Raw genomic sequence first — 23427 nt, forward strand, 5'->3', positions numbered from 1 at the left:
ATGACCGCCTGGCGCAAGATTGAACGCGGCGACATCCGCGACACGCTGGGGGAGGGGACGCTCTGGTCCGCCCGTGAAAATGCGGTCTATTGGGTCGATATCCTGGCCCCGGCGCTCAACCGGCTGTCGCTCGACGATGGCCAGGTGTCGCGCTGGGCCATGCCCGAACCGCTTGGCTGGGTGGCCGAGCGGGCGCAGGGCGGCTTCATCGGCGGTTTCCAGAGCGGTTTTGCCAGCTTCACGCTGGACCCGCTGGCGATCACCCCGATCCATGATCCCGAACCGCATCTGCCCGGCAATCGCATGAACGATGGCAAGGCGGACAAGGATGGCCGCATCTGGTGCGGCACGATGGACATGGCCGAAGGGCAGGATGTCGGCGCGCTCTATCGCCTTGATCCCGATGGTTCGGTCACGGTGATGGACGATGGCTATCGCGTGCCCAATGGCCCGGCCTTCTCGGCCTGCGGCGAGTATCTCTATCATAGCGATACCGGCCGCCGGATCATGTATCGCTTCCGCCGCGGCGCCGACGGAGCGATTCACGATCGCCAGCCCTTCATCACCTTCACCGAAGCTGATGGCCATCCCGATGGCATGACGGTGGATGCCGAAGGCTATTTGTGGGTAGCCCATTGGGGCGGTTCGCGGATCAGCCGCTTTTCGCCCGAGGGTAAGCTCGATCGGGCGATCGAACTGCCAGCCAAGCAAGTGACCAACATCACCTTCGCCGGTCCCGACCTCGACCGCATGTTTGTCAGCTCGGCCGCGATCGGCCTGCCCGAATCCGACTATGACGGCGCCTTTTTCGAGGTGGAATGCGGCGTGAAGGGCCTGCCGACCAATCTCTACGGCGGCTGATACAAGCCGACCGACAGAAAATAAGCCGCCGGCCTGCAAGGGCTTGGCGGCTTTTTTCATGTCCTGCGACGAGCCGTGGCAAATCGCTGTTGCAACCCCTGCGGCTACGCGCTAATGCGCAGGACAACGTTGTCACCCCCCTCTCCAAAAGGGTGGCAATGCTTCATCCCGGTCGATGGCCGGCGACTGCACGCGCTACGCTGTCGGCCGGGATGTGCCTTTTCCCTTAAAATCGCTGGAAAATCGGGCGCTGCTCAGGCGGGGCGGCGCAGGCGCAATGTCGCGCGCAGGCCAGGGGCGGCATCACCCAGCAGCAGCGCGCCATGATGCAGCCGTGCCACGGCCTCGACCAGCGACAGGCCCAGCCCCGATCCGGGCTTGGTGCGCGACGGGTCGAGTCGGCCGAAGCGTTTCATCGCCGCTTCATGCTGGTCGGCGGGAATACCCGGCCCATTGTCGCTGACGCTGATGGTGAGCGCGTCGCCATCCATCGCGGCTTCAAGCGCGATACGATCGCCGCCCTCGGCATATTTCAGCGCATTCTCGATCAGATTGGCGATCGCCTGGCTCACCAGTTCGCGGTGAAGCGGGAAGGTAAGGCCGGCGGGCGCCGCGACATGGAGGGTGAAGCCGCTATCCTCGATCAGCGGGCCATAGACTTCGGCAAGATCCTCCAGCAGTTCGGCGATGGGCGTGTCGCGCATCCGGTCGCTGCCGAAGCCTGCCTCGGTACGGCTGATGAGCAGGGCGGTCGAGAGCATCCCCTGAAGCGTCTGCGCCTCGCGATGGACCTTTTCCAGCGCGTCGAGCGCCTGGTCGTCGCGGGTCTGGGTGCTGGCCTGCTCCACCACCGAGAGCAGGCGGGTGACGGGGGACTTGAGGTCATGGGCCAGGCCATCGGTCATCATCCGCAACTGGCTGACCAGCGCGTCGATCCGCTCCAGCATGGCGTTGATCGACAGGCCCAGCCGATCGAAGGCGTCGCCGCTGCCGTCGGTGGCGACCCGGCGATGGAAGGCGCCGACGGCGACCGCATTGGCGGTGTCGGCGATCGCGGAGATCTGGCGCGTCAGCACCCGGCCGAGCAGGATCGCGATGACGAGGGTGAGCAGCAGGCTCATCAGGAAGGCGATGGTCAGCGCCTCCTCATAGATGCGGGTCAGTTGCAGGCTGTGGGACGTGACGATGCCGGCGAGCAGGCGGCCGCCATCGGGCAGGCGGGATGTGCTGACGCCGATCGGCTCGGGCTGTTCGCCGCCGATGCGGTACAGCTCGATCGTGCGCCAGGGGGTATTGTCGGGAATTGTCGTCGGCCAGGCGCCCAGATTGCCCGCGACGATCCGCCCCTGCGCATCGGTCAGCAACAGAACGATGCGCTCGCTGCGCACCGTGGGCAGGCGCCGTTCGATATCCTGGCGCAGCCCGGCCGCCCCGCGCTCCCGCGCGACCCGCAGCAATTCGTCGCGCAGGTCATGGACGGCATCGCGGTCGGCGGCGACGACGGTGCGCTGGCTCGCCTGCTGCACGAACAGCAGCACGCCGCCGGTCACCAGGAACTGGCAGAGGAAGGCGAGCCCGACGAAGCGGCCGATGGTCGACCGGGCAAAGCCGCGCCAGCCGGTCGCTGCTCCAGCCGGCACCTTCGCCTCAGCCATCGAGGCCCAGGCGATAGCCCATGCCGCGCACCGTATGCAGCAGCGGCTGGTCCGATCCATCGTCCAGCTTGCGGCGCAGGCGGCTGATATGCACGTCGATCACATTGGTACCGGGGTCGAAATGATAGTCCCACACGCCCTCCAGCAACATGGTGCGGGTGACGACCTGGTCGGGGTGGCGCAGGAAGAATTCGAGCAGGCGAAATTCGCGCGGTTGCAGGTCGATCGCCTTGCCGGCGCGCTTCACCCGGCGGGCGAGCAGGTCCATGTCGAGATCGTCATAGCGCAGGCTGGTGACGACCGCGGCATTGCCGCCGGCCTTGCGCAGCAGCAATTGCACCCGCGCGAGCAGTTCGGCAAAGGCGAAGGGCTTGGTCAGATAATCGTCGGAGCCGCTGGTGAGCCCCTCGACCCGATCCTCGGGCGTGCCGAGCGCGGAGAGGAAGATGACCGGGGTTTCGATGCTGGCGGCACGCAGCGCCTTCAGCATCGCCATGCCGTCCATCGCCGGCATCATCCGGTCGAGGATGATCGCGCCATAGCTGCCGTCGCTGGCGAGGAACAGGCCGTCACGGCCATTATCGGCCTGATCGACGGTAAAGCCCGCCTCGGTCATGCCCTTGACGATATAGGCGGCGGTGGCGGCATCATCCTCCACCACCAGAATCTTGTGGCTCATGCGCGCGGCCCCCTAATCTGGCGAACGGTCGAGCGCCACCATGCGGACGGCATCCTGATGCCGCAAGCCCAATATGAGATGGGCGTTGCCATGCTGGCTGAGATAGGCATTGGCCTGGTCCAGCGAGGCGATCGGCGTGCCGTCGATACGGATGAGGTCGTCGCCCACGGCGATGCCGGCGCGGGCTGCCGGGCCGCTCGATTCCATGCTGGTGACGACCAGGCCGGTGCCGGCCGGCTCGGCATTTTCCAGCGTCAGCCCCGGCAGCAATTGGGCGCTGGCGCCCGATACGGAGCCATGATCCTCCGCATCGCGGCGGACATGCAGGAAGAAGGCGCCGCTCATCAACGCCGCACACAGCGCCAGGCCGATCAGCAGGCGGCTGGTTGCGGTCTTGTCTATGCGCGGGGCCTCCATGTTCCTGGCCATGTCCTGAGCTGTCTTTGCGGGTAGAATGGGCGAGGCGGGGTTGCGTGTCATGTTACACTTTGTTCATGCCGGGAGCCGCCGCAGCCGGTGCCACCGAGACGCGACCCGACCGTTCCAGCTTGCCCCATCCCACGACCCAGCCGCCAATGGCCGAGGCGATGGCGCGGACGACCACCCAATACATGATCTGACGATAGACGAAGCGCTGGGCAACCAGCAGATGGGCGGGGTAGCGCACCTTGTTGCCGTCGAGCCGATAGGCCATCCAACCACAGGCGATGTCGATGCCGGTGAAGACCAGCCAGTAGAGCGCCATGGTCGCGACGTCGCCGCTGGTCTGGGCCCAGCCATGCTGCTGCACGCGCAGGATCGTCCCGGCGATCGACAGCAGCAGCGCCAGATCGATCAGCGGCGAGATGGCGGCGAAGGCGATCTGGAACAGCCAGGCCTGCGGCATGCCGACCAGCGCGAGGCCTGTCGGCTTGCGGCTGCGCAGGATGGCGGCATGTTTCCACAGGCATTGCAGCGTACCGAACGCCCAGCGATAGCGCTGCTTCGACAGCGCCTTGAAGCTTTCGGGCGCCTCGGTCCAGGCGACTGCTTCGGGATCGAAGGTCACGCGCCAGCCGGCGCGCTGGATCGCGATGGTCAGATCCTGATCCTCGGCCAGCGTGTCTTCAGGATAGCCGCCGACCGCGTCCAGCGCTGCCCGGCGCCAGGCACCGACGGCGCCGGGCACCACGGTCATGGCGTCGAAGCCGGCGAGCGCGCGTCGCTCCAGATTCTGCGCGGTGATATATTCCAGTGCCTGCCAGCGGGTGACGAGATTGACCCGGTTGCCGACACGGGCGTCGCCCGCCACCGCGCCGATCGCCGGATCGGCGAACCAGCGCGCCAGCCGCGCGATCGTCAGCGGCTCGAACTGGGTGTCGGCGTCGAGCGCGATCAATATCTCGCCGGTGGCATCCTTGAGGGCGCGGTTGAGTGCCGCCGCCTTGCCGCCATTTTGCAGCGTGAGCAGGGTGACGCGCGGATCGTCGGCAAAGGCGCGGGCGACGATGGCGCTGGTGTCGTCCTTCGATCCGTCGTCGGCGATGATCAATTGCAGCGCGGGATAGTCGCTGGCCAGCACGCGGCGCACCGAAGCCTCGATCACCCGTGCCTCATTATAGGCGGGGATGATGACCGAAACGGTCGGCTGATAGACGGGCGGCGCCGGGCGATCACGCCGGGTCTGGAACCAGGCGAGGAAGGTCATCAGCAGGGCGCGGGCGATGCCGAGCGAGATGGCGACATAGAAGATCCAACCGAGCAGGGCGGAGATGACGGCGAGCGTGATGAACATGCCGACATCGACGCGCACGGCGGTCAGGTCGCCGGCACGGACCGGCGGCATCGCCGCTTCGCGCGACAGGCCGGCAAGGCGCGAGACCGGTACGAAGCGATAGCCTTCCTTCTGCAAGGACGTGATGATCTGCGGCAGGGCCGCGACCGTCTGCGACCGTTCGCCACCGCCATCATGCAGCAGGATGATATTCCCGGACCGCTCGGCATCGGCGGCATGGACCTGATCGATCACCTGGCGGACGATCGTATCGGTGCCCGGCCGCTGCCAGTCATTGGGATCGACGTGCAGGCCGACGACGGTATAGCCCGCCTTCTGCGCTGCCAGTGCCGGCCCCAGTTCGTCCGCCGTGGTCGGTTCGGCGTCGCCGAAATAGGGCGCGCGGAACAGCTTCATGCTGCGCCCGGTATAGGCCTGGACCAGCCGCTGGGTGGCGTTGAGTTCGAGGCGCGTGCTCTCGTCCGACCAGGTGGCAAGGTTGGGATGGCTGTAGCTATGGTTGCCGATCTCGTCGCCGTCGGCGACGATCCGCTGCAACAGGCCGGGATGCTCCAGCGCATTCTCGCCGATGACGAAGAAGGTGCCGGGGACATGATGCTGTTCCAGCACCGACAAGATTTTCGGCGTCCAGGTCGCGTCCGGGCCGTCATCGAAGGTCAGCGCCAGCATCTTGGCCTGGCCGCCGCCGGTCCGCCGCACCTGATAGGGGGTGGGCAGGACATGATAGGTTTCGCGCAGGATCGTGCCCTGCGGGCCGAAGGCGATCGAGCGGCTGCCGTCGGTCGGCGTGGCGGTGATGCGCAATATCTCGCCCGATCCCTCGACATCGGTGTCGAGCTTGCTCGCGACCTGACGCAGGTCGGGCCGGCTGCCGTTGCGGAAGGCGGTGAGATCGGACCAGATGCCCGGATCCTCGCTGCCCAGCCGCCACAGCGCCACGCCCTGGATGCCGAGGCGACGGAGCGCCTGCAACTCGTTCCAGCTGGCGGCTGCGTCGAGCATCCAGACCTGATGGCGATGGCCGTCATCATCATAGGCGAAGCCGGCATTGCCGCTGGCGGGATCGAAGCTGACCGGGGCGTCGCTGTCATGGGCGGCGAGCCAGGCTTCGTCGAGCGACAGGGCATCGGCGCCGCCATCATGCCAGTCATAGCCATAGCTGCCGAGCGCGACGATGATGCGATCGCGGCCGATGCGGCGGCTGGCATCCTCGACCGCGCGGGCGAACCAGTCCTGCGCCGCGATCGGGCCGGGGGTGCCGCCCTGCCAATGCTGGTCATAGGCCATGAAGATGACATGGTCGGCAATCTGGCCGAGGCGGGCGAGCGGCCATTCCTCGCCAGCCGGGGCGGTGACGGCCAGCTTGGCGCGGGCGGGCAGGGCGCTGCGCAACTGGCGCAGGAAATGGAGATAGGCGGGCAGCGCGCCGGACGGCAGCGATTCAAAGTCCATCACCAGTCCGGCATCATGATGTGCCGCGACCGAGGCGGCGAGCCGCTGGGCGAGCTGGCGGCTGGCGGCCGGATTGGCGAGCAGACGGGCGGTGCCGGCGCCGTTCCAGCCATGGGCATCCAGATTCTGGACCATCGGCAGCAGCTTGGGCGGTCGGCCCATGCTGGCGATCATCTGGTCGAGGCGCGGGTCGGCATGGAAACGGGGCGCGGGATCGCTGCCGGGCACGGTCACCAGCGCGGGCACGACCCAGTCGAGCTGGCCGACATGACGGCGCAGCGAGGCGATGCTGCTTTCGTCATCGGGGACATAGAAGCCGACATTGAGCGGGCGGGCCTGCGCGACATGACCGGGCCAGCGCGGTAGCCATTTGGACAGGTCATGGCGCAGCCGCGACATGCCGGTCAGATGCGCGGCGCGGGGCTGGGGCAAAGGCAGCGCCAGATCGCCTTCCGACGGAACGGCGATCAGCGTCGTCGCAAAGGCAATGGTGGCGGCGATGATGGCGCACAGCAGGGCGGCGAGGGCACGCCGCGCCCAGATACCGCGCCGGCCGGTGGGATCGAAGAAAATGGGTCTGGTCATGGCCTGTGGTCCGCGCGTCGCTACTCCTCTGCGACGATGACGCGGCAATAGGCCGGCCCGGCTTCCCGCCGGATGATCCCATCATGAAATCTTGGTCATGAACCTTATCGCGCGGTCCAGCGATCAGCGAGGCGCACCGGCTTCCACAGGTCGGGGCCCATCAACAGCAGCGCCATCCCGCCGCTGGCACAAAGAAAGGCCAGCGCGGCGAGCGACAATTGGCCGATGGTGACCGCTGGATGGCCATGGGCGAGCGCAGCCAAGGCGCGCCCTTCGGGCCAGAGCGTGGCCAGCAAGGCTAGGCCGAGCAGGCGCAGGCCGATCTTCAGGGTCCAGCGGGGACGCCAATCTTGCATCGCATGCCGCCTCCGTTGCGGCGGCATCGCAATTAAGCGGACGGGCATAGGGATGCGAGACAGGGAACCGGCAGATTGCGTAGGGATTTCATAGCATTTGAAGGTGATGCAGGCCGTCCGGGCCGGAATCATATGCGAATCCTATGCCGGGGAGGGCAGACCCCTATGGTTTTCAAATGGCCTTTCATGGCATGGCGGCCCGATAGAAAGACGAAGGGCACGCATAGATGACTGAACAGGGGGATCCGGCCGGAGGCCAGGATCGCACGCCGCATGGCCGACCGGCTGCGCTTGCGCTCGGTGCGCTGGGCGTGGTGTTCGGCGACATCGGCACCTCGCCGCTCTATGCGCTCAAGGAAAGCTTCGTCGGCCATCACCCGCTGACGGTCGATCCGCTGCATATCTATGGCGTCCTCTCGCTGATCTTCTGGACGATGACGCTGATCGTCACCGTCAAATATGTGTTCATCGTCATGCGCGCCGACAATGATGGCGAAGGCGGCAGCATGGCGCTGCTGGCGCTGATCGGCCGGCGGCTGGGCGAGACCCGCTGGACCCCGGCGATCGCGATGCTGGGGGTGCTGGCGACCGCGCTCTTCTATGGCGACGCGATCATCACACCGGCCATTTCGGTGCTGTCGGCGGTCGAGGGCCTGACCATCGTGCAGGCGAGCCTGGCGGATATGGTGCTGCCGATCGCGATCGTCATCCTGATCGCGCTGTTCCTGATCCAGCGCTTCGGCACGGCGATGGTCGGCATGGCCTTTGGCCCGATCATGGCGATCTATTTCATCACGCTCGCCGCGCTCGGTATCGTCAATGTCGTGCAGCACCCCGAAATCATCGGCATCGTCAATCCGCTCTGGGCGATCCGCTTCTTCGCGATCGACCCCAAGCTCGCCTTCCTGGCGCTCGGCTCGGTCGTGCTGGCGGTGACGGGGGCGGAGGCGCTCTATGCCGATATGGGCCATTTCGGGCGCAAGGCGATCAGCATCGCCTGGCTCTATGCCGCCTTCCCCTGCCTGATGCTCAACTATCTGGGGCAGGGGGCGTTGCTGCTCGACAATCCGGCGGCGGCACAGAATCCATTCTTCCTGATGGCGCCGGACTGGGCGCGTCTGCCGCTGGTGATCCTGGCCACCATGGCGACGATCATCGCCAGCCAGGCGGTGATCTCCGGGGCCTTCTCCGTCACGCAGCAGGCGGTGCAGCTGGGCTTCCTGCCACGCCTGCGCATCCTGCACACCAGCGCCTCGGCCGCCGGCCAAATCTATGTGCCGCTGATCAACTGGCTGCTGCTGATCTTCGTCATCCTGCTGGTGCTGGGCTTTGGCAACAGCAGCAACCTGGCGGCCGCCTATGGCATCGCAGTGACCGGCACGATGGTCATCACCGCCTGCATGCTGGGCGTGCTGACCTTCAGCGTATGGCGCTGGCCGCTGCCGGCGGCGGCGGGCGTGACTGGCCTGTTCCTGGTCATCGACGGCGCCTATTTCGCGTCGAACGTGACCAAGATCCCCGATGGCGGATGGTTCCCGCTGCTGGTCGCGGCGGTGGTCTTCACCGTGCTGACCACCTGGGCGACCGGGCGGCGGATCATGCGCCATTATCTGCGCGAAGGGGCGATGGAGCTGGACCTGTTCGTGCGATCGACGCTGGCCTCGCTCAAGCGCGTGCCGGGGACGGCGATCTTCCTCTCCTCCACCACCGACGGCGTGCCGCCGGCGCTGTTACATAATGTGAAGCATAACAAGGTGCTGCACGAACGGGTCATCATCCTGACCGTGCGCACCCAGGGCGTGCCGCATCTGCCGCTGCAGGGCCGTACGACGGTGGAGGATCATGGATCGGGCTTCTACCGGCTGATCCTGCGCCATGGCTTCATGGAGGATGTGGATATTCCGGCGGCGATGAAGTCTGTCCACGACTGTGGCGGGCCGATCAGCGTCAAGGACACCAGCTATTTCCTCAGCCGCCAGACGCTGATCCCGTCGGAACGGCCGGGCATGGCGATGTGGCGCGAAAAGCTGTTCGCCTGGATGATCCGCAATGCCGAAAGCCCGATGGCCTTCTTCAACCTGCCGACCAACCGCGTGGTCGAGCTGGGGTCGCAGATCGAGATCTAGAGCCTGATCGTCTGAGGCGAAAGCGCTCCGCGCTTTCACCGATGGCGTGAATCAGGCTCTATTTTGATGTCAGTCTGCGCCCTGTTTCAGGCGGTAGCCGATCCCCAGTTCATTGCTGATGATCTGGGGGCGCTGCGGGTCGGCCTCCAGCTTCTGGCGCAGGCCGCGCACCAGCACACGCAGATATTCGACATGATGGGCATGTTCGTTGGGCCAGACATGGTCCATGATCTGCTTGTGGGTGATGACCCGGCCGGGAAAGCGCGCCAGCTGCTCCAGCACGCCATATTCCTTGGGCGTCAGATGCACCTCGACCCCGCCCTTCGTGACGATATGGGCGACCAGGTCGATCGTCAGGTCGCCGGCCGTCACCCTGGTCGATCCGCCGTCGCGCGTCATCCGGTTGCGGAGCGCCACCCGCACGCGGGCAAGCAGTTCGTCGGTATCGAACGGCTTGGTCAGATAATCGTCGGCGCCCAGGTCCAGCGCGGCGACCTTCTCATCGGTGGCGTCACGCGCCGACACGATGATCAGCGTCGTGTCGCTTTCCTTCTTGATGATCGGCACCAGTTCCAGCCCATCGCGGTCGGGCAGGCCCAGGTCCAGCAGGGTGATGTCGGGCCGTTCGCTGCGCAGCTTGTCCAGGGCCTCGCGCGCGGTCTGCGCCTCGATCGTGGCATAATCGGCGCGGGCGAGGGCGGCCTGGATCAGCCGGCGGATCTGCGGTTCGTCGTCGACGATCAGCAGGCTGTGGCGCGGCTTCATGCGATGTCCTTTTCCATGATGTCGGTGAGGATGAGGGATTGGGGAATGTGCAGGGTGAAACAGGCGCCGGGCGGGGCGGCAACGGTGCGCGCCGATACGCTGAGCCCCATCGCCTCGGCAAAGGCCTTGACGATGGCGAGGCCAAGGCCGGTGCCGGTCTTCGATCGATCCGATCCTTCCAGCCGGGTGAAGGTGTCGAACACCCGCGCTTCCATGCCGGCCGGAATGCCCGGCCCCTGGTCGATCACCGACAGGCTGATGGCGTCGGGCTCGCGCAGGCTGCGCACGGTCACGGGGGTGCCGGGATCGCCATAGCGGCCGGCATTGTCGAGCAGGTTGATGAGGATATGGTGCAGCAGCACCGGATCGACCCGGACCAGCGGGATGTCGGGCGGGATCTGCACGTCGAGCTGGCGATCGGCCAGCGCGCTGCGGCTGTCATGGGCGGCGCTGGCGACGGCGTCGAACAGGTCGGTCGCCTCCGCCCGCATCGGCAATGCGCCGGCCTCCACCCGCGCCATGTCGAGCAGGTTGGCGACGAAGCGGGACAGGCGCTGGGCCTCGCCATCCAGCGTATCGATCAGTTCGGGCGAGGGGTGAGTGCGCATCTCACGCGTGGCGGAGATGATGGTGGTGAGCGGCGTGCGCAGATCATGGCTGACCGAGGAGAGCAGGGCGGAGCGCAACCGGTCGCGCTCGCGAATCTGACCGGCTTCCAGCATCGCCTCCTCCAGCGCCATGCGGTCGAGCGCGATCGCCGCCTGATCGATCAGGCTCATCAGCAGCGGGAGCTGATCGGATCGGACCGGTTCGCCGGCATCCTCGCGCGCCAGGCCGATCACGGCCAGCACTGCGTCCTTGGCGGTCACTGGCAGGAACAGCCAGTCCGACGCGGTGAGGGTGGAGGAGCCGCGCCCGGCCGGCTCGCCATGCTCCATCGCCCAGCGGGCGGCGGCGCGCTCGATCTCGTCCAGCTGGTCCTCGGGCGGATAGGCGGCGCGCAATTGCGGCCCTTCATCCGACGGGATCATCAGCACGGTGCGCACGTCGAACAGCCGGGCGATCTCGGCACAGATGGCGTGGCGGATTTCCTCCAGGCTGGGCGAAGCGGTGAGCTGGCGCGAGAAGCCGGCCAGCGTCGCGTTCTGCCGGGCGCTGGACTGGGCAAGGACCGACTGGGCATGCATCCGCGCGGCAAATTGGCTGGTAACCACCGCCACCCCCAGGAAGACGAGGATGGAGATGACATTTTCCGGATTGCTGACGGTCAGCGTGCCCGTGGGCGGCAGGAAGAAGAAATTATAGGCAAGGCTGGAGGCGAGGCCGGTGGCAAGACCCGTGCGCAGGCCATGGCTGGCCGCCGCGAACATCACCGGCACCAGATAGAGAAGGGCGATATTGCCGAGGTCGATCACCTCCAGCATCAGCCGGCCGAGCAGGGTCATGCCGATCACCGCCAGCATCGACCAGACATAGCCGATCGGGTCGCCCCAATGGCCGCCGCCGGCGGTGCGCGGGCGCGGCGCGCTTTCCTCGCCGGGCATGACATGGACGGCGACCGGGCCGATGTCGCGCACCAGCCGGTCGACCACCGACCCATGGCGCAGCTCGAACCACCAGCTGCGCGCCGACTTGCCGATCACGATCTGGGTGGCGCGCGCGTCGGCGGCGAAACCGCGCAGCCCGTCGGCGACGCTGGGGGCGGGAATGGAGGCGGTTTCGGCGCCCAGGCGCGAGGCGAGGGCAAGCGTATCGGCCAGACGCTGCCGGTCCTCGTCCGACAGCTGCGGCCCACGCGGGGTTTCGATATGGATGGCGGTCCAGGGCGCGCGCAGCGCATCGGCCAGCCGCTTGGCGGAACGGACCAGACCGGCGGCGCTCGGCTGTTCGCTCACCGCCACGATCACCCGCTCGCCGGCGGCGAAGCTGCCCGCCAGCGCATGGGCGCGGACATAATCGAGCATCTGGGCATCGACCGCCTGGGCGGCGCGGCGCAGCGCCAGTTCGCGCAGGGCGGTCAGGTTCGACTTGGAAAAGAAATGGTTGAGGGCGCGGCTGGCTTCCTGCGGGATATAGACCTTGCCGTCCTTCAGCCGCTCGATCAACTCGTCGGGCGGAATGTCCACCACTTCGATCTCGGCATGTTCCAGGATCGAATCGGGCACCGTTTCCCGCACGCGGACGCGGGTGAAGGAGGCGACGACGTCGTTGAGGCTTTCGACATGCTGGATGTTGATCGTCGAATAGACGTCGATGCCGGCGGCGAGCAATTCCTCGACATCCTGATAGCGTTTGGGGTGGCGGCTGCCCGGCGCGTTGCTGTGCGCCAGCTCGTCGACCAGCACCAGCTGGGGATGGCGCACCAGGATCGCGTCGATGTCCATCTCGCCCAGGCTGTGGCCCTGATGATCGACGGTACGGCGGGGGATGATCTCATGGCCATGGACCAGCGCTTCGGTCTCGCGCCGGCCATGGGTTTCCACCACGCCGACGACGACATCGACGCCTGCCTCGCGCCGCTGCCGTCCTTCGGTCAGCATCTCCCATGTTTTGCCCACCCCCGGCGCGGCGCCGAGAAAGACCTTCAGGCGGCCACGGCCTTCCTGCGCGGCTGCGCGCAGGAAGGCTTCTGGATCAGGGCGATGCGGTTCGTTCACTGGGTCCGTTTAGCGCCAATCGCATCCAGCCGTCGATTCAACTCGAACAGATTGACGCGGGGTTCGCCGATGAAGCCCAGCAGGGGCTGCTTGACGCTCTGTTCTACCAGGCCGCGGACGCGCGCCACATCGATCCCGCGCGCGGCGGCGACGCGATCGACCTGATAAAAAGCTGCCTCGGGGCTGATATGGGGGTCAAGCCCCGAGGCAGAGGTGGTCACCAGATCGGACGGAACAAAACGACCAGGTGTAGCAGCTTGAAGGGTCTCGACGTCGGTCTTGACGCGGTCGGCCAGCGCCTGGCTGGTCGGACCATAGTTGGAGCCGGAGGAGGCAAGGCCGTCATAGCCCTTGCCCGCCGCCGACGGACGGCTGTGGAAATAGATGTCCGAGGTGAAGGCCTGACCAATGATGGTCGAACCGACGACCTTGCCCTGATCCTCGACCAGGCTGCCATTGGCCTGGGACGGGAACACCGCTTGGCCGATGCCGGTCAGCGCCAGCGGATAGGCAATGCCCAGCAGCAGGGCGAAGAGCAGCGTCATGGTCAGGGCCGGACGCAGGGCGGATTTGAAATCGGTAAACATGGATTTGTCCTTCCTCAGGCGAGGCCGAGGCCGTTGACGGCAAGGTCGATCAGCTTGATGCCCACGAACGGCGCGATCAGGCCACCCAGGCCATAGATGGCGAGGTTGCGGGCCAGCAGCGGACCGGCGCCGATCGGGCGATAGGTCACGCCCTTGAGCGCCAGCGGCACCAGACAGGGAATGATCAGCGCGTTGAAGATGATCGCCGACAGGATTGCGCTTTCCGGCGTGGCCAGCCCCATGACGTTGAGGATGCCAAGGCCTGGATAGAGCGCCACGAACATGGCCGGGATGATTGCGAAATATTTGGCCACGTCATTGGCGACCGAGAAGGTCGTGAGCGCGCCGCGCGTCATCAGCAACTGCTTGCCCAGACCCACCACCTCGATCAGCTTGGTCGGATCGCTGTCCAGGTCGACCATGTTGCCGGCTTCGCGGGCGGCCTGGGTGCCGGTGTTCATGGCGACGCCGACATCGGCCTGCGCCAGGGCAGGGGCGTCGTTGGTGCCGTCGCCGCACATCGCGACCAGGCGGCCGCCCTGCTGTTCCTTGCGGATCAGCGCCAGCTTGTCCTCCGGCGTTGCCTGCGCCAGGAAGTCGTCGACCCCGGCCTCGGCCGCGATGCTGGCGGCGGTCAGCGGGTTGTCGCCGGTGATCATCACAGTGCGGATGCCCATCTGGCGCAGTTCGCCGAACCGTTCCCGGATGCCGGCCTTGACGATGTCCTTGAGGAAGATCGCGCCCAGCAGCTTGCCGTCCTTGGCCACCGCCAGCGGGGTGCCGCCGGCACGGGCGATCTCGTCGGTGATGCGGCGCAGTTCGTTGGCGACCGGGGTGGAACCCAGGCCCGGATTGGCCTTCAGCACCGAATCCACCGCCCCCTTCTGGATCGTCGATCCATCGATGGTGACGCCGGAAATCCGGGTCTGGGCGGTGAAGGGAATGATCTCCGCATTGGCGGGCAGGGCGTCTACCGACTGGTTGAAGCCTTCGCGGGCCAGCAGCACGATCGAACGGCCCTCGGGCGTCTCGTCGGCCAGGCTGGCGAGCAGCGCGGCTTCGGCAAGCTGGACCGGGGTGGCGCCGCCGACCGGACGGAATTCGGTCGCCTGACGATCACCCACGGTGATGGTGCCGGTCTTGTCCAGCAGCAGCACGTCGATGTCGCCCGCCGCCTCGACCGCGCGGCCGGACTTGGCGAGCACATTGAAGCGCACCAGACGGTCCATGCCGGCAATGCCGATCGCCGACAGCAGGGCGGCGATGGTGGTCGGGATCAGGGTGATCAGCAAGGCCGCCAGGATCGCCACCGGAATGGCACCGCCGGCATAGCTGGCGAAGCTGGGGATGGTGCCTACCGCGATCAGGAAGATGATGGTCAGGCCGACCAGCAACAGGGTGAGGGCGATCTCGTTCGGCGTCTTCTGCCGCTCCGCACCCTCGACCAGCGCGATCATGCGATCGAGAAAGCCCTGGCCGGGATTGACGGTGACGCGGACGCGGATCTCGTCGGAAATGACGCGGGTGCCCGCCGTCACGGCCGAACGGTCGCCGCCTGCCTCGCGGATCACCGGCGCGGATTCGCCGGTGATGGCGGCTTCGTTGACGGAGGCGACGCCGGAGACGACCTCGCCATCGGACGGGATCAGGTCGCCGGTCTGGACCAGCACCACATCACCCAGCTTCAGCGCGCTGGCGGCGATATTTTCATAGCTTTCGCCATGGCCCTTCAGCCGCTTGGCGGTCAGGTCCGCCTTGGTAGCGCGCAGCGAGGCGGCCTGCGCCTTGCCGCGCCCTTCGGCCAGCGCCTCGGCAAAGGTGCCGAAGAGGACCGTGAGCCAGAGCCAGATGACCAGTTGCAGCTTGAAGCCGGTGGCCAGGCTGTCCTGCCCGACAAGGAGCAGGACGGTCAGCAGGACCGCGACGATCGCGGTGGTGAACATCACCGGGTTGCGGATCAGTTCCTGCGGCTTGAGTTTGCGGAAGGCGTCGCCGATCGCGGGAACGATCAGGTCCGCGGTGAAAAGCGATTTTTGTTCGGACCGAGCCATGTGCATGGATCCTTAGAAAAGCTGGCCACGGATCATCGCGAGATGATCGGCGATGGGGCCAAGGGCGAGGCTGGGCAGGAAGGTCAGGCCGCCCACGATCAGCACGATGCCGACCAGCAGACCGGTCCACAGTGCCCCGGTCGTGGGGAAGCTGCCGGCGGTTTCGGGCGTATATTTCTTCGCGGCCAGGCTGCCTGCGATGGCCAGCATGGGAATGATGATGAAGAAGCGGCCGATCCACATCGCGACGCCCAGCATCCCGTTATAGAAGGGGCTGTTGGCCGACAGGCCGGCAAAGGCCGAGCCATTGTTGCCGACGGCGCTGGTGAAGGCGTAGAGGATCTCGCTGAAGCCATGCGGTCCCTTGTTGAGCGGACCGGCCAGGCCCGCGTCGGTGACGCTGGCGATGGCGGTGAAGCCCAGGATGATCAAAGGCAGCACGGCAATGGCGAGCACGGCCAGCTTGACTTCGCGGCTCTCGATCTTCTTGCCGACATATTCCGGCGTGCGGCCGACCATCAGGCCCGCGACGAACACGGCCAGGATGGCGAACAGCAGGAAGCCGTAGATGCCTGCGCCGACGCCGCCGATCACGACTTCGCCCAGCTGGATGTTGAACAGCGGTATCATGCCGCCCAGTGCGGTGAAGCTGTCATGCATGGCGTTGACCGCGCCGCAGCTTGCCGCCGTGGTGACAACGGCGAACAGGGAGGAGGCAGCCATGCCGAAGCGGACTTCCTTGCCTTCCATATTGCCACCGGCGACGCCCAGATTGTGCAGCACCGGATTGCCGGCCGCTTCCTGCCAATAGGTGACGGTTACGCCGGCGAGGAAGATGACCAGCATGGCGGCGAGGATGGCCCAGCCCTGGCGCGGGTTGCCGACGGCCTTGCCGAAGGTCCAGGTCAGGCCAAAGCCGATCACGAAGATCGACAGCATCTGCACCAGATTGGTGAGCGCGGTCGGATTCTCGAAGGGATGAGCGCTGTTGGCGTTGAAGAAGCCGCCACCATTGGTGCCCAGCATCTTGATCGCTTCCTGGCTGGCGACGGGGCCGAGCGCGAGGGTCTGCTTCACGCCTTCCAGCGTGGTCACGTCGACCGACCCGGCCAGCGTCTGCGGCACGCCGCTTGCGATCAGGAACAGGGCATAGACGATGCAGATCGGCAGCAGCAGATAGAGGGTCACGCGGGTGACGTCGGCCCAGAAATTGCCGATCGTCGCCGCGCTGCGCCGGGCAAAGCCACGGATCAGGGCGAAAGCGAGGGCAATGCCAGTGGCGGCCGACAGGAAATTGTGGATGGAGAGGCCCAGCATTTGGGCCAGGTTCGACATGGTCGACTCGCCCGAATAGCTTTGCCAGTTGGTGTTGGTGGTGAAGCTGACCGCCGTGTTGAAGGCGAGGTCGCTGCTGGTGCCGGCAAAGCCCTGCGGATTGAGCGGCAGCAGCCCCTGCAGGCGCAACACCGCATAGGTGAAGAGCAGCAGCGCGACGTTGAAGATCAGCATATGGGCCGCGTAGCGGCGCCAGCTCTGCTCGGCGTCGGGATCGATCCCCGACAATTTGTAGAAGCCCCGCTCGACCGGGCCGAACACAGCATGGAGCGGCGTGCGGCGTCCCTCATAAAGGGCGAACAGCCACAGGCCCATCGGTTTGGTGAGCGCCAGCAAGATGCCGACAAAGACTGCGATCAGCAGCCATCCCTGGAAGGTCATGTGCGGCCCCCCTTAAAAGCGTTCAGGCCGTGCGAGCACGGCGACGAGATAGACGAGAAGCCCGGCGGCGGTGATCGCCGCGAGCCAGAGGTCGATGGTCATGGCATCCCTCCTTCAGGCGTCGCCGCACAGCCGGACATAGCCGAGGCTAGCCGCCGTGAGCGCCAGGATGATGCCGATCCACAAGAGATCCTGCATGGGGGTAACTCCCGCATCACGCCCGCCGCGGGAGGCGGACAGGGTCGTTAGCGAGCGCCCGATTAGGCCCCTCTTCCGTTTGAATGCGAGACGCGGGCCGGGGCGGCTGCATAGTATTTGCGTATGATTTTCCGAAGGGGCCGGGACGGATAGCTTTTCTACCGCGACGGCCAGCATTGCTTGGGGGACGATTCTCTATACCATCAGTAGATAAGCCGCCCGAGTCGGCAGAGAGGACGCACATATGGCCTATCAGGATCAGGACGGACCGTTGACGCGCCTGCGCGATCGGCTGGCGCAGGCCCTTTTCAGGGAGCCTGCCGTCGTGCTGTTCGAGCGCGATGCCGATGACCGTAGCGCGCTCATGTCGCGTAGCGATCGCGAACGCCAGCCGCAGGATGCCTGCGCCTGATCGGGGAAACCCTGTGTTTCCAGGGCGAAAGTCCAACGCCTCTTCGCAGCGGCGGAACATCCGCTAGATAGATTTCCAACAGCATGGCGCGCAGATTGCGCCATCGCCTTGAAGGAGATCCAGATGGCCACCAGCCCGCGCGAAGTTACCCGTCCCGTCGATCCGCTGATCCTGGAGCGCTGGTCGCCCCGCGCCTTTGACGGCTCCGCCATTCCCCAGGCCGATATTGACACGCTGTTCGATGCCGCCCGCTGGGCGCCTTCGGCCTTCAACTATCAGCCCTGGCGCTTCCTCTATGCCCATCGCGACAGTGCCGACTGGGCGCGCTTCCTCGACCTGCTCTTCCCCTTCAACCAGGGTTGGGTGCAGCATGCCGGCGTGCTCGCCTTCGTCCTGTCCGACACGCTGATGGCGGCGCCGGGATCGGAAGATTATAAGCCCTCGCACAGCCATAGCTTCGACGCAGGCGCTGCCTGGGCGACGCTGGCGCTGCAGGCGACGCGGCTTGGCTATCATACCCATGCTATGACCGGCGTCGATTTCGACAAGGCCCGCGCCGAACTGGCCGTGCCGGAGCGGTTCCGGATCGAGGCGGCGATCGCGATCGGGCGGCAGGGCGACAAGGCGAGCCTGTCCGAAGCGCTGCAGGCGCGCGAGGCGCCGAGCGGTCGGCACGAGATCGAGACATTCGCCCATCAGGGCAATTTCATCGTCTGAAAAAAAGGGCGGCGTTTTTTGAAACGCCGCCCTTTCTGTATCAGGTCGTGGTCCAGCCGCCGCCCAAAGCGCGGAACAGGTCCACCTGGGCAAAGGCGACCGAGCGGTTGGCGGTCGCCAGGTCCGCGTCGGCCGAAGCCTGGGTGCGTAGCGCATCCAGCACGGTCAGGAAGTCGATCTGCCCCTCGCGCTGGCGCGCCAGGCTGATCCGTGCAGCCCGAGCCGCCTCGTCCCGCGCCGATTGCAGCGTCGCCCGCCGCTCCAGCGCATTGGCGTAGGTGGACAGCGCCGTCTCGGTTTCCTCCAGCGCCTGCAGCACCGTGCCGTCAAAGGCGGCAAGCGATGCGTCGCCATCCGCCTTTGCCGCCGCGATCTTTGCCCGATTGGCTTCCTGATTGGGGAAGGCCCAGCTGATCAGCGGCCCCAGCAGGAAGTTGAGCGGTCCGGCGCCAAACAGATTGCCGCCGCCGACCGCCGTGGTGCCGATCGATCCGCCCAGCGTGATGCGCGGATAGAGGTCGGCGGTGGCCACGCCGACCCGCGCTGTGTCGGCCGCCAGCCGCCGTTCGGCCGCGCGCACGTCCGGCCGCCGCGCCAGCAGTGCCTGGCCGTCGCCGACCGGGATCGGCTGTGTCACATTCGGTGTCACGGTCGCGTTCTGGACGGACGCGGGCAACTCCTGCGGCGTCCGGCCGGTCAGCGTCGCCAGCCGGAACAGGGCGGCATTGCGATCGGCGACCAGATTAGGGATCAGCGCCTGCTGCTGCTCGCGCAGGGTGGTGACCCGGATCACGTCCAGCCGGTCGGACCGGCCGGCGTCGAAGCGGGCGCTGGTGATGCGGATCGACTTGTCGAGCAGGTCGACCGTTTCCTTCGCGACGGCAAGCCGCTGGGCCGAGGCGGTGGCGTCGACATAGGCGCGCACCGTATCGGCAACCACCGCAACGCGGACCGCATCGGCATCGGCCTGGGCCGCGCCGACATCGCCGCGCGCGGCCTCTATGCTGCGCTTCACCCGGCCGAACAGGTCGACCTCATAGGCGACGTCCAGCCCCATATCGACGGTCCAGTTTTCCCGGTCCATGCCGGGCAGGGTCTGGGCCTGCGACACCCGGCCATAGGTTGGAGAGCCGCTGATATTGGTGCTGGGCAACCGGTCGGAGCGGGCGCCGCGCAACTGGGCGCGGGCGCGTTCCAGCCGGGCGACGGCGACGCGGATGTCGGTATTGGCCTTGAGCGCATCGCCGACCAGTCCATCGAGCAGCGGGTCATTATAGAGCCGCCACCAATGGGCGTCGGCTGCGCTCTGGGCGACCGCCGGGTTCGCCGCCCCGATGAAGGGGGCGGCGGCCGTGGTCGGAGTGGCAGGGGCCTTGTAATCCGGCCCGGCGGCGCAGGCGGTCAGCGCACTGGCGCCGAGCAACAGGGCAATCAGGTTCCTTGTCATGGCTTTTGTCCTCATTCGGCCGGCTGCAATGTCGCAGCATCGTCAGCCTCCGGGCGCCGGCGGCGGGCGAAGCGATCGCCCAGCGCACGGCACACGACATAGAAGGTGGGGGTGAAGAGCAGGCCGAAGGCCGTCACGCCGGTCATGCCGAAGAAGACCGCCGTGCCCAGCGCCTGGCGCAGTTCAGCGCCGGCCCCGCTGGCGATCACCAGCGGCACCGCCCCCAGGATGAAGGCGAAGCTGGTCATCAGGATCGGGCGCAGACGGGTTTGCGCCGCCTGAACGGCGGCCTCGACCGGGCTCAGCCCCTGTTCCTCTTCCGCCTGCTTGGCGAATTCGACCACCAGGATGGCGTTCTTCGCTGCGAGCGCAATCAGCACGACCAGACCGATCTGGGTCAGGATATTATTGTCCATCCCGCGCAGGTTCACGCCCAGCATGGCCGCGAACAGGCACATCGGCACGATCAGGATGATCGACAGCGGCAAGGTGAGGCTTTCATATTGCGCTGCCAGCACCAGGAAGACGAAGAAGACCGCCATGCCGAAGACGATGCCTGCGGTGTTGCCGGCACTGATCTGCTGATAGGCAACGCCGGTCCACTCGCTGGCATAGCCGGCGGGGGCGGCGTCGGCGAGCTTCTCCATCGTGCTCAGTGACTGGCCCGACGAATAGCCCGGTGCCGTGTCGCCATCGATTTCCACCGCGGGCAGCAGGTTGTAGCGGACCACGCGATAGGGACCGGTCTTGTCGCGGAAGGTGGAGACCGAACCGATCGGCACCATCTGGCCGCTGTTCGACCGGGTCTTCAGGTTGGCGATGTCGGCCACGGTGCCGCGATGCTCGGCATCAGCCTGGGCGGTCACGCGATAGGTGCGGCCGAGCAGGTTGAAGTCGTTGACGAAGGCAGAGCCGAGATAGACCTGCATCGCTTCGAACACGCGCTCGGGCGGCACGCCCAGCAGGTCGGCCTTGCGGCGATCGACATCCGCGAAGATGCGGGGGGTGCCGACGTCGAACAGGGTGTAGACCTGTGCCAGGCTGGGGCTCTGATTGGCCTTGCCGATCAGTTCGCCGGCGACCTTGTTGAGTTCCGCATAGCCGCGATCCTCCCGGTCCTCCAGCATCAGGCGATAGCCACCGGCCGAGCCGATGCCCTGGATCAGCGGCGGCGGCACCAGCAGGATGCGCGCCTTGTCATAGCCTGCGACCGCCTTGTTCGCCTGATCCATGATCCCGGCATAGGTGGCGCCCTCCGCCTTGCGCTCGGCAAAGCTCTTGAACGGGAAGTAGATTGCCGCGCTGTTGGGCGCCTGCGTCTGCGACGGGCCGTGGAAGCCGGCGAACATCACCGCGCCGCGCAGGCCCTTGATCGGCAGGATCTTCGCCGCGACCTCGCGCGTCACCTTGTCGGTGCGCTCCAGCGATGCGCCCGAGGGCAGCTGGACGACGGCCAGGAAATAGCCCTGGTCCTGCGCCGGGATGAAGCCGCGGGGCGTCACCCAGAACAGGGCGATGGTGGCGGCGATCAGGCCGGCATAGGTCAGCAGCATCTTCTTGGGTCGGGCGACAAGGAAGCGGGTGAGGCGCGCATAGCCCGCGCTCATCCGATCAAAGCCCTGGTTGAAGCGATCTGCCGCCCTGGCCGCGACCTGGCGCCAGCGCGGCGCATTGTCGAGGTCATGGGCACCATGTTTGGGCTTCAGCAGCAGGGCGGCTGCAGCCGGCGACAGTGTGAGCGAGAGGATCAGCGAGATGACCGTCGCGGTCGAGATGGTGACCGCGAACTGCTGGTAGAAGGCACCGGAAATGCCGGTGATGAACAGGGTCGGCACGAACACGGCGCACAGCACCAGCACGATCGCGATCAACGCGGTCGACACTTCGTCCATCGACACGCGCGCCGCCTGCAGCGGGCTCATGCCATTTTCGATATTGCGTTCGACATTCTCGACCACGACGATCGCGTCATCGACGACGATGCCGATCGCCAGCACCAGGCCGAACAGCGACAGGTTGTTGAGCGAATAGCCGACTGCCGCCAGCATCGTCGCCGTGCCGATCAGCGAGACCGGGATCGCGATGATCGGGATGACCGCCGCGCGCCAGTTCTGCAGGAAGATGAGGATGACGATGACGACCAGGATCACCGCTTCGAACAGCGTGTGATAGACGGCGTCGATCGACTGGCTGATGAATTCGGTGGGGTTGTAGATGATGCTATATTCCAGGCCCTTGGGGAAGCGCTTGGACAGTTGCTCCATCTCCGCCTTGACCTTCTCCGCCGCGTCGAGCGCGTTGGAGCCGGGGCGCTGCATCGTCGCGATCACGACCGTCGGCTTGTTGCTGAGATAGGTGTTGGTGCCATAATCCTGCGCGCCCAGCTCGACGCGGGCGACATCGCGCACGCGCACCTGATGGCCATCGGCGTCGGACCGGATGACGATGTCGGAAAACTGATCGGGCGTGGTCAGGCGGCCCTGCATCTCGATGCCCAACTGGAAGGCCTCGCCTCGGTCATAGGGCGGCTGGCCGATCGAACCGGCCGACACCTGGACATTCTGTGCTCGCAGGGCGGAGACGATCTCGCCTGCAGTCAGGTCCAGCGCGGCGGCACGATCGGGATCGATCCAGATGCGCATGGCATAGTCGCGTGAACCGAACAGCTGCACGTCGCCCACGCCATCCAGACGAGCCAGTCTGTCGCGCACCTGGGTCAGGGCATAGTTGGAAATATAGTCGCGGTCATACGTGCCGTCGGGCGACTGCAGGTTCACGACCATCAGGAATTCAGGCGTGGTCTTGCGGGTCACGACGCCCAGCCGCTGCACTTCCTCGGGCAGGCGGGGGATGGCGACCGCGACGCGGTTCTGCACCAGCACCTGCGCGGCATCCAGGTCGGTGCCGATCTTGAAGGTGACGGTGATGACGACCTTGCCGTCGCCGGTCGACTGGCTGCTCTGATAGAGCATGTCGTCGACGCCGTTGATTTCCTGTTCAATCGGCGCGGCCACGGTCGATGCGACCGTTTCGGCCGATGCGCCGGGATATTGGGCGGAAACCGTGACCGTGGGGGGCACGATGTCGGGATATTGGGATACCGGCAGGCCGACGAAGGCGAGCGCGCCGACCACGGTGATGACCACCGCGATGACGGCGGCGAAGATCGGCCGGTCGATGAAGAAACGGGAGAAACGCATCGGATCATCCTTTGCGAACGAGCGAAAGGGATACCGCGCGATCCGGCCGGGCCGGATCACGGGCAGGGAATATCAGGTCGACCTCTCATTCCGTTCGCCCTGAGCTTGTCGAAGGGCCCGGCTGAGCGAAGCGAAGTCACTTCGCCTGCGGCTCAGTGGAAGGCTTCGACTTCGCTCAGCCCGAACGGA

Annotated in this window: 17 protein-coding genes; 4 read left to right on the plus strand and 13 right to left on the minus strand. The window is 66.3% G+C overall.

Features of this window, described 5'->3' with window-relative positions; genetic code table 11:
* The gene (locus tag AC13EK_RS08430) at positions 1-861 is read left to right on the plus strand and encodes an SMP-30/gluconolactonase/LRE family protein (protein ID WP_069337954.1); all 861 of its coding nucleotides are present in this window, start codon (positions 1-3) and stop codon (positions 859-861) included.
* Positions 862-1115: 254 nt separating this feature from the next.
* On the opposite strand, the gene AC13EK_RS08435 is transcribed toward AC13EK_RS08430, so the two are convergent.
* The 5 genes from AC13EK_RS08435 to AC13EK_RS08455 form a co-directional block, all read right to left on the minus strand.
* Positions 1116-2516, minus strand: a complete 1401-nt coding sequence (locus AC13EK_RS08435) for a sensor histidine kinase (protein WP_069337953.1) — start codon at positions 2514-2516, stop codon at positions 1116-1118.
* Positions 2509-3195, minus strand: coding sequence for a winged helix-turn-helix domain-containing protein (locus AC13EK_RS08440; RefSeq protein WP_069337952.1), 687 nt, complete (start codon positions 3193-3195; stop codon positions 2509-2511). The genes AC13EK_RS08435 and AC13EK_RS08440 overlap by 8 nt, the downstream gene beginning before the upstream one ends.
* 12 nt (positions 3196-3207) lie before the next feature.
* Positions 3208-3612: a PDZ domain-containing protein gene (locus AC13EK_RS08445; protein WP_010338093.1), complete on the minus strand. Its 405-nt coding sequence runs from the start codon at positions 3610-3612 to the stop codon at positions 3208-3210.
* A 64-nt stretch (positions 3613-3676) separates the two neighbouring features.
* Entirely contained in the window at positions 3677-7006 is a 3330-nt protein-coding gene (locus AC13EK_RS08450) for a trifunctional glycoside hydrolase family 18/polysaccharide deacetylase/glycosyltransferase family 2 protein (protein ID WP_483022159.1), read from the minus strand.
* Between the two features lie 104 nt (positions 7007-7110).
* Positions 7111-7362 carry a hypothetical protein gene (locus AC13EK_RS08455; RefSeq protein WP_048937399.1) on the minus strand — a complete coding sequence of 84 codons (252 nt, stop codon included), beginning with the start codon at positions 7360-7362 and terminating at the stop codon, positions 7111-7113.
* Positions 7363-7589: 227 nt separating this feature from the next.
* Between AC13EK_RS08455 and AC13EK_RS08460 the strand changes: the two genes are divergently transcribed.
* On the plus strand, positions 7590-9488 hold the full coding sequence (locus AC13EK_RS08460; protein ID WP_069337950.1) for a potassium transporter Kup: 1899 nt from the start codon (positions 7590-7592) through the stop codon (positions 9486-9488).
* Positions 9489-9557: 69 nt separating this feature from the next.
* Here the strand turns inward: AC13EK_RS08460 and AC13EK_RS08465 are convergent, their stop codons facing one another.
* Genes AC13EK_RS08465 through kdpF form a run of 6 tightly spaced genes read right to left on the minus strand, consistent with a single transcriptional unit; the run spans position 9558 to position 17366 of the window.
* Complete coding sequence (locus tag AC13EK_RS08465; protein WP_069337949.1) at positions 9558-10253, minus strand: response regulator; 696 nt, start codon at positions 10251-10253, stop codon at positions 9558-9560.
* The gene (locus tag AC13EK_RS08470) at positions 10250-12910 is read right to left on the minus strand and encodes a sensor histidine kinase (protein WP_069337948.1); all 2661 of its coding nucleotides are present in this window, start codon (positions 12908-12910) and stop codon (positions 10250-10252) included. The genes AC13EK_RS08465 and AC13EK_RS08470 overlap by 4 nt, the downstream gene beginning before the upstream one ends.
* The gene (gene kdpC, locus AC13EK_RS08475) at positions 12907-13497 is read right to left on the minus strand and encodes a potassium-transporting ATPase subunit KdpC (protein WP_069337947.1); all 591 of its coding nucleotides are present in this window, start codon (positions 13495-13497) and stop codon (positions 12907-12909) included. Before kdpC ends, AC13EK_RS08470 begins: the two co-directional genes overlap by 4 nt.
* Positions 13498-13511: 14 nt before the next feature.
* Positions 13512-15548, minus strand: a complete 2037-nt coding sequence (kdpB, locus tag AC13EK_RS08480) for a potassium-transporting ATPase subunit KdpB (protein WP_069337946.1) — start codon at positions 15546-15548, stop codon at positions 13512-13514.
* Positions 15549-15560: 12 nt separating this feature from the next.
* Positions 15561-17264: a potassium-transporting ATPase subunit KdpA gene (kdpA, locus tag AC13EK_RS08485; protein WP_069337945.1), complete on the minus strand. Its 1704-nt coding sequence runs from the start codon at positions 17262-17264 to the stop codon at positions 15561-15563.
* A 12-nt stretch (positions 17265-17276) separates the two neighbouring features.
* On the minus strand, positions 17277-17366 hold the full coding sequence (gene kdpF, locus AC13EK_RS08490) for a K(+)-transporting ATPase subunit F (protein WP_004208480.1): 90 nt from the start codon (positions 17364-17366) through the stop codon (positions 17277-17279).
* Between the two features lie 340 nt (positions 17367-17706).
* Between kdpF and AC13EK_RS08495 the strand changes: the two genes are divergently transcribed.
* Together AC13EK_RS08495 and AC13EK_RS08500 are read left to right on the plus strand one after the other, a co-directional pair.
* Positions 17707-17874: a hypothetical protein gene (locus AC13EK_RS08495; RefSeq protein WP_170828730.1), complete on the plus strand. Its 168-nt coding sequence runs from the start codon at positions 17707-17709 to the stop codon at positions 17872-17874.
* Positions 17875-17997: 123 nt separating this feature from the next.
* Positions 17998-18591: a nitroreductase family protein gene (locus AC13EK_RS08500; RefSeq protein ID WP_069337966.1), complete on the plus strand. Its 594-nt coding sequence runs from the start codon at positions 17998-18000 to the stop codon at positions 18589-18591.
* 40 nt (positions 18592-18631) lie between these two features.
* Here AC13EK_RS08500 and AC13EK_RS08505 read toward each other — a convergent pair whose 3' ends face one another.
* Together AC13EK_RS08505 and AC13EK_RS08510 are read right to left on the minus strand one after the other, a co-directional pair.
* The gene (locus AC13EK_RS08505) at positions 18632-20038 is read right to left on the minus strand and encodes an efflux transporter outer membrane subunit (RefSeq protein ID WP_069337944.1); all 1407 of its coding nucleotides are present in this window, start codon (positions 20036-20038) and stop codon (positions 18632-18634) included.
* 11 nt (positions 20039-20049) lie between these two features.
* Positions 20050-23238, minus strand: a complete 3189-nt coding sequence (locus AC13EK_RS08510) for an efflux RND transporter permease subunit (RefSeq protein ID WP_069337965.1) — start codon at positions 23236-23238, stop codon at positions 20050-20052.
* Between the last annotated feature and the right edge of the window lie 189 nt (positions 23239-23427).

The organism is Sphingobium sp. L-44 (assembly GCF_056859495.1).

What these genes read in the sequence shown, in the direction of transcription:
- AC13EK_RS08445 (WP_010338093.1), bottom strand. Translation starts at nt 3,612, where the DNA reads ATGGAGGCCCCGCGCATAGACAAGACCGCAACCAGCCGCCTGCTGATC.
- kdpB (WP_069337946.1), bottom strand. Translation starts at nt 15,548, where the DNA reads ATGGCTCGGTCCGAACAAAAATCGCTTTTCACCGCGGACCTGATCGTT.
- kdpF (WP_004208480.1), bottom strand. Translation starts at nt 17,366, where the DNA reads ATGACCATCGACCTCTGGCTCGCGGCGATCACCGCCGCCGGGCTTCTC.
- AC13EK_RS08505 (WP_069337944.1), bottom strand. Translation starts at nt 20,038, where the DNA reads ATGACAAGGAACCTGATTGCCCTGTTGCTCGGCGCCAGTGCGCTGACC.
- AC13EK_RS08435 (WP_069337953.1), bottom strand. Translation starts at nt 2,516, where the DNA reads ATGGCTGAGGCGAAGGTGCCGGCTGGAGCAGCGACCGGCTGGCGCGGC.
- AC13EK_RS08460 (WP_069337950.1), top strand. Translation starts at nt 7,590, where the DNA reads ATGACTGAACAGGGGGATCCGGCCGGAGGCCAGGATCGCACGCCGCAT.
- kdpC (WP_069337947.1), bottom strand. Translation starts at nt 13,497, where the DNA reads ATGTTTACCGATTTCAAATCCGCCCTGCGTCCGGCCCTGACCATGACG.
- AC13EK_RS08430 (WP_069337954.1), top strand. Translation starts at nt 1, where the DNA reads ATGACCGCCTGGCGCAAGATTGAACGCGGCGACATCCGCGACACGCTG.
- AC13EK_RS08440 (WP_069337952.1), bottom strand. Translation starts at nt 3,195, where the DNA reads ATGAGCCACAAGATTCTGGTGGTGGAGGATGATGCCGCCACCGCCGCC.
- AC13EK_RS08510 (WP_069337965.1), bottom strand. Translation starts at nt 23,238, where the DNA reads ATGCGTTTCTCCCGTTTCTTCATCGACCGGCCGATCTTCGCCGCCGTC.
- AC13EK_RS08500 (WP_069337966.1), top strand. Translation starts at nt 17,998, where the DNA reads ATGGCCACCAGCCCGCGCGAAGTTACCCGTCCCGTCGATCCGCTGATC.
- kdpA (WP_069337945.1), bottom strand. Translation starts at nt 17,264, where the DNA reads ATGACCTTCCAGGGATGGCTGCTGATCGCAGTCTTTGTCGGCATCTTG.
- AC13EK_RS08495 (WP_170828730.1), top strand. Translation starts at nt 17,707, where the DNA reads ATGGCCTATCAGGATCAGGACGGACCGTTGACGCGCCTGCGCGATCGG.
- AC13EK_RS08455 (WP_048937399.1), bottom strand. Translation starts at nt 7,362, where the DNA reads ATGCAAGATTGGCGTCCCCGCTGGACCCTGAAGATCGGCCTGCGCCTG.
- AC13EK_RS08450 (WP_483022159.1), bottom strand. Translation starts at nt 7,006, where the DNA reads ATGACCAGACCCATTTTCTTCGATCCCACCGGCCGGCGCGGTATCTGG.
- AC13EK_RS08465 (WP_069337949.1), bottom strand. Translation starts at nt 10,253, where the DNA reads ATGAAGCCGCGCCACAGCCTGCTGATCGTCGACGACGAACCGCAGATC.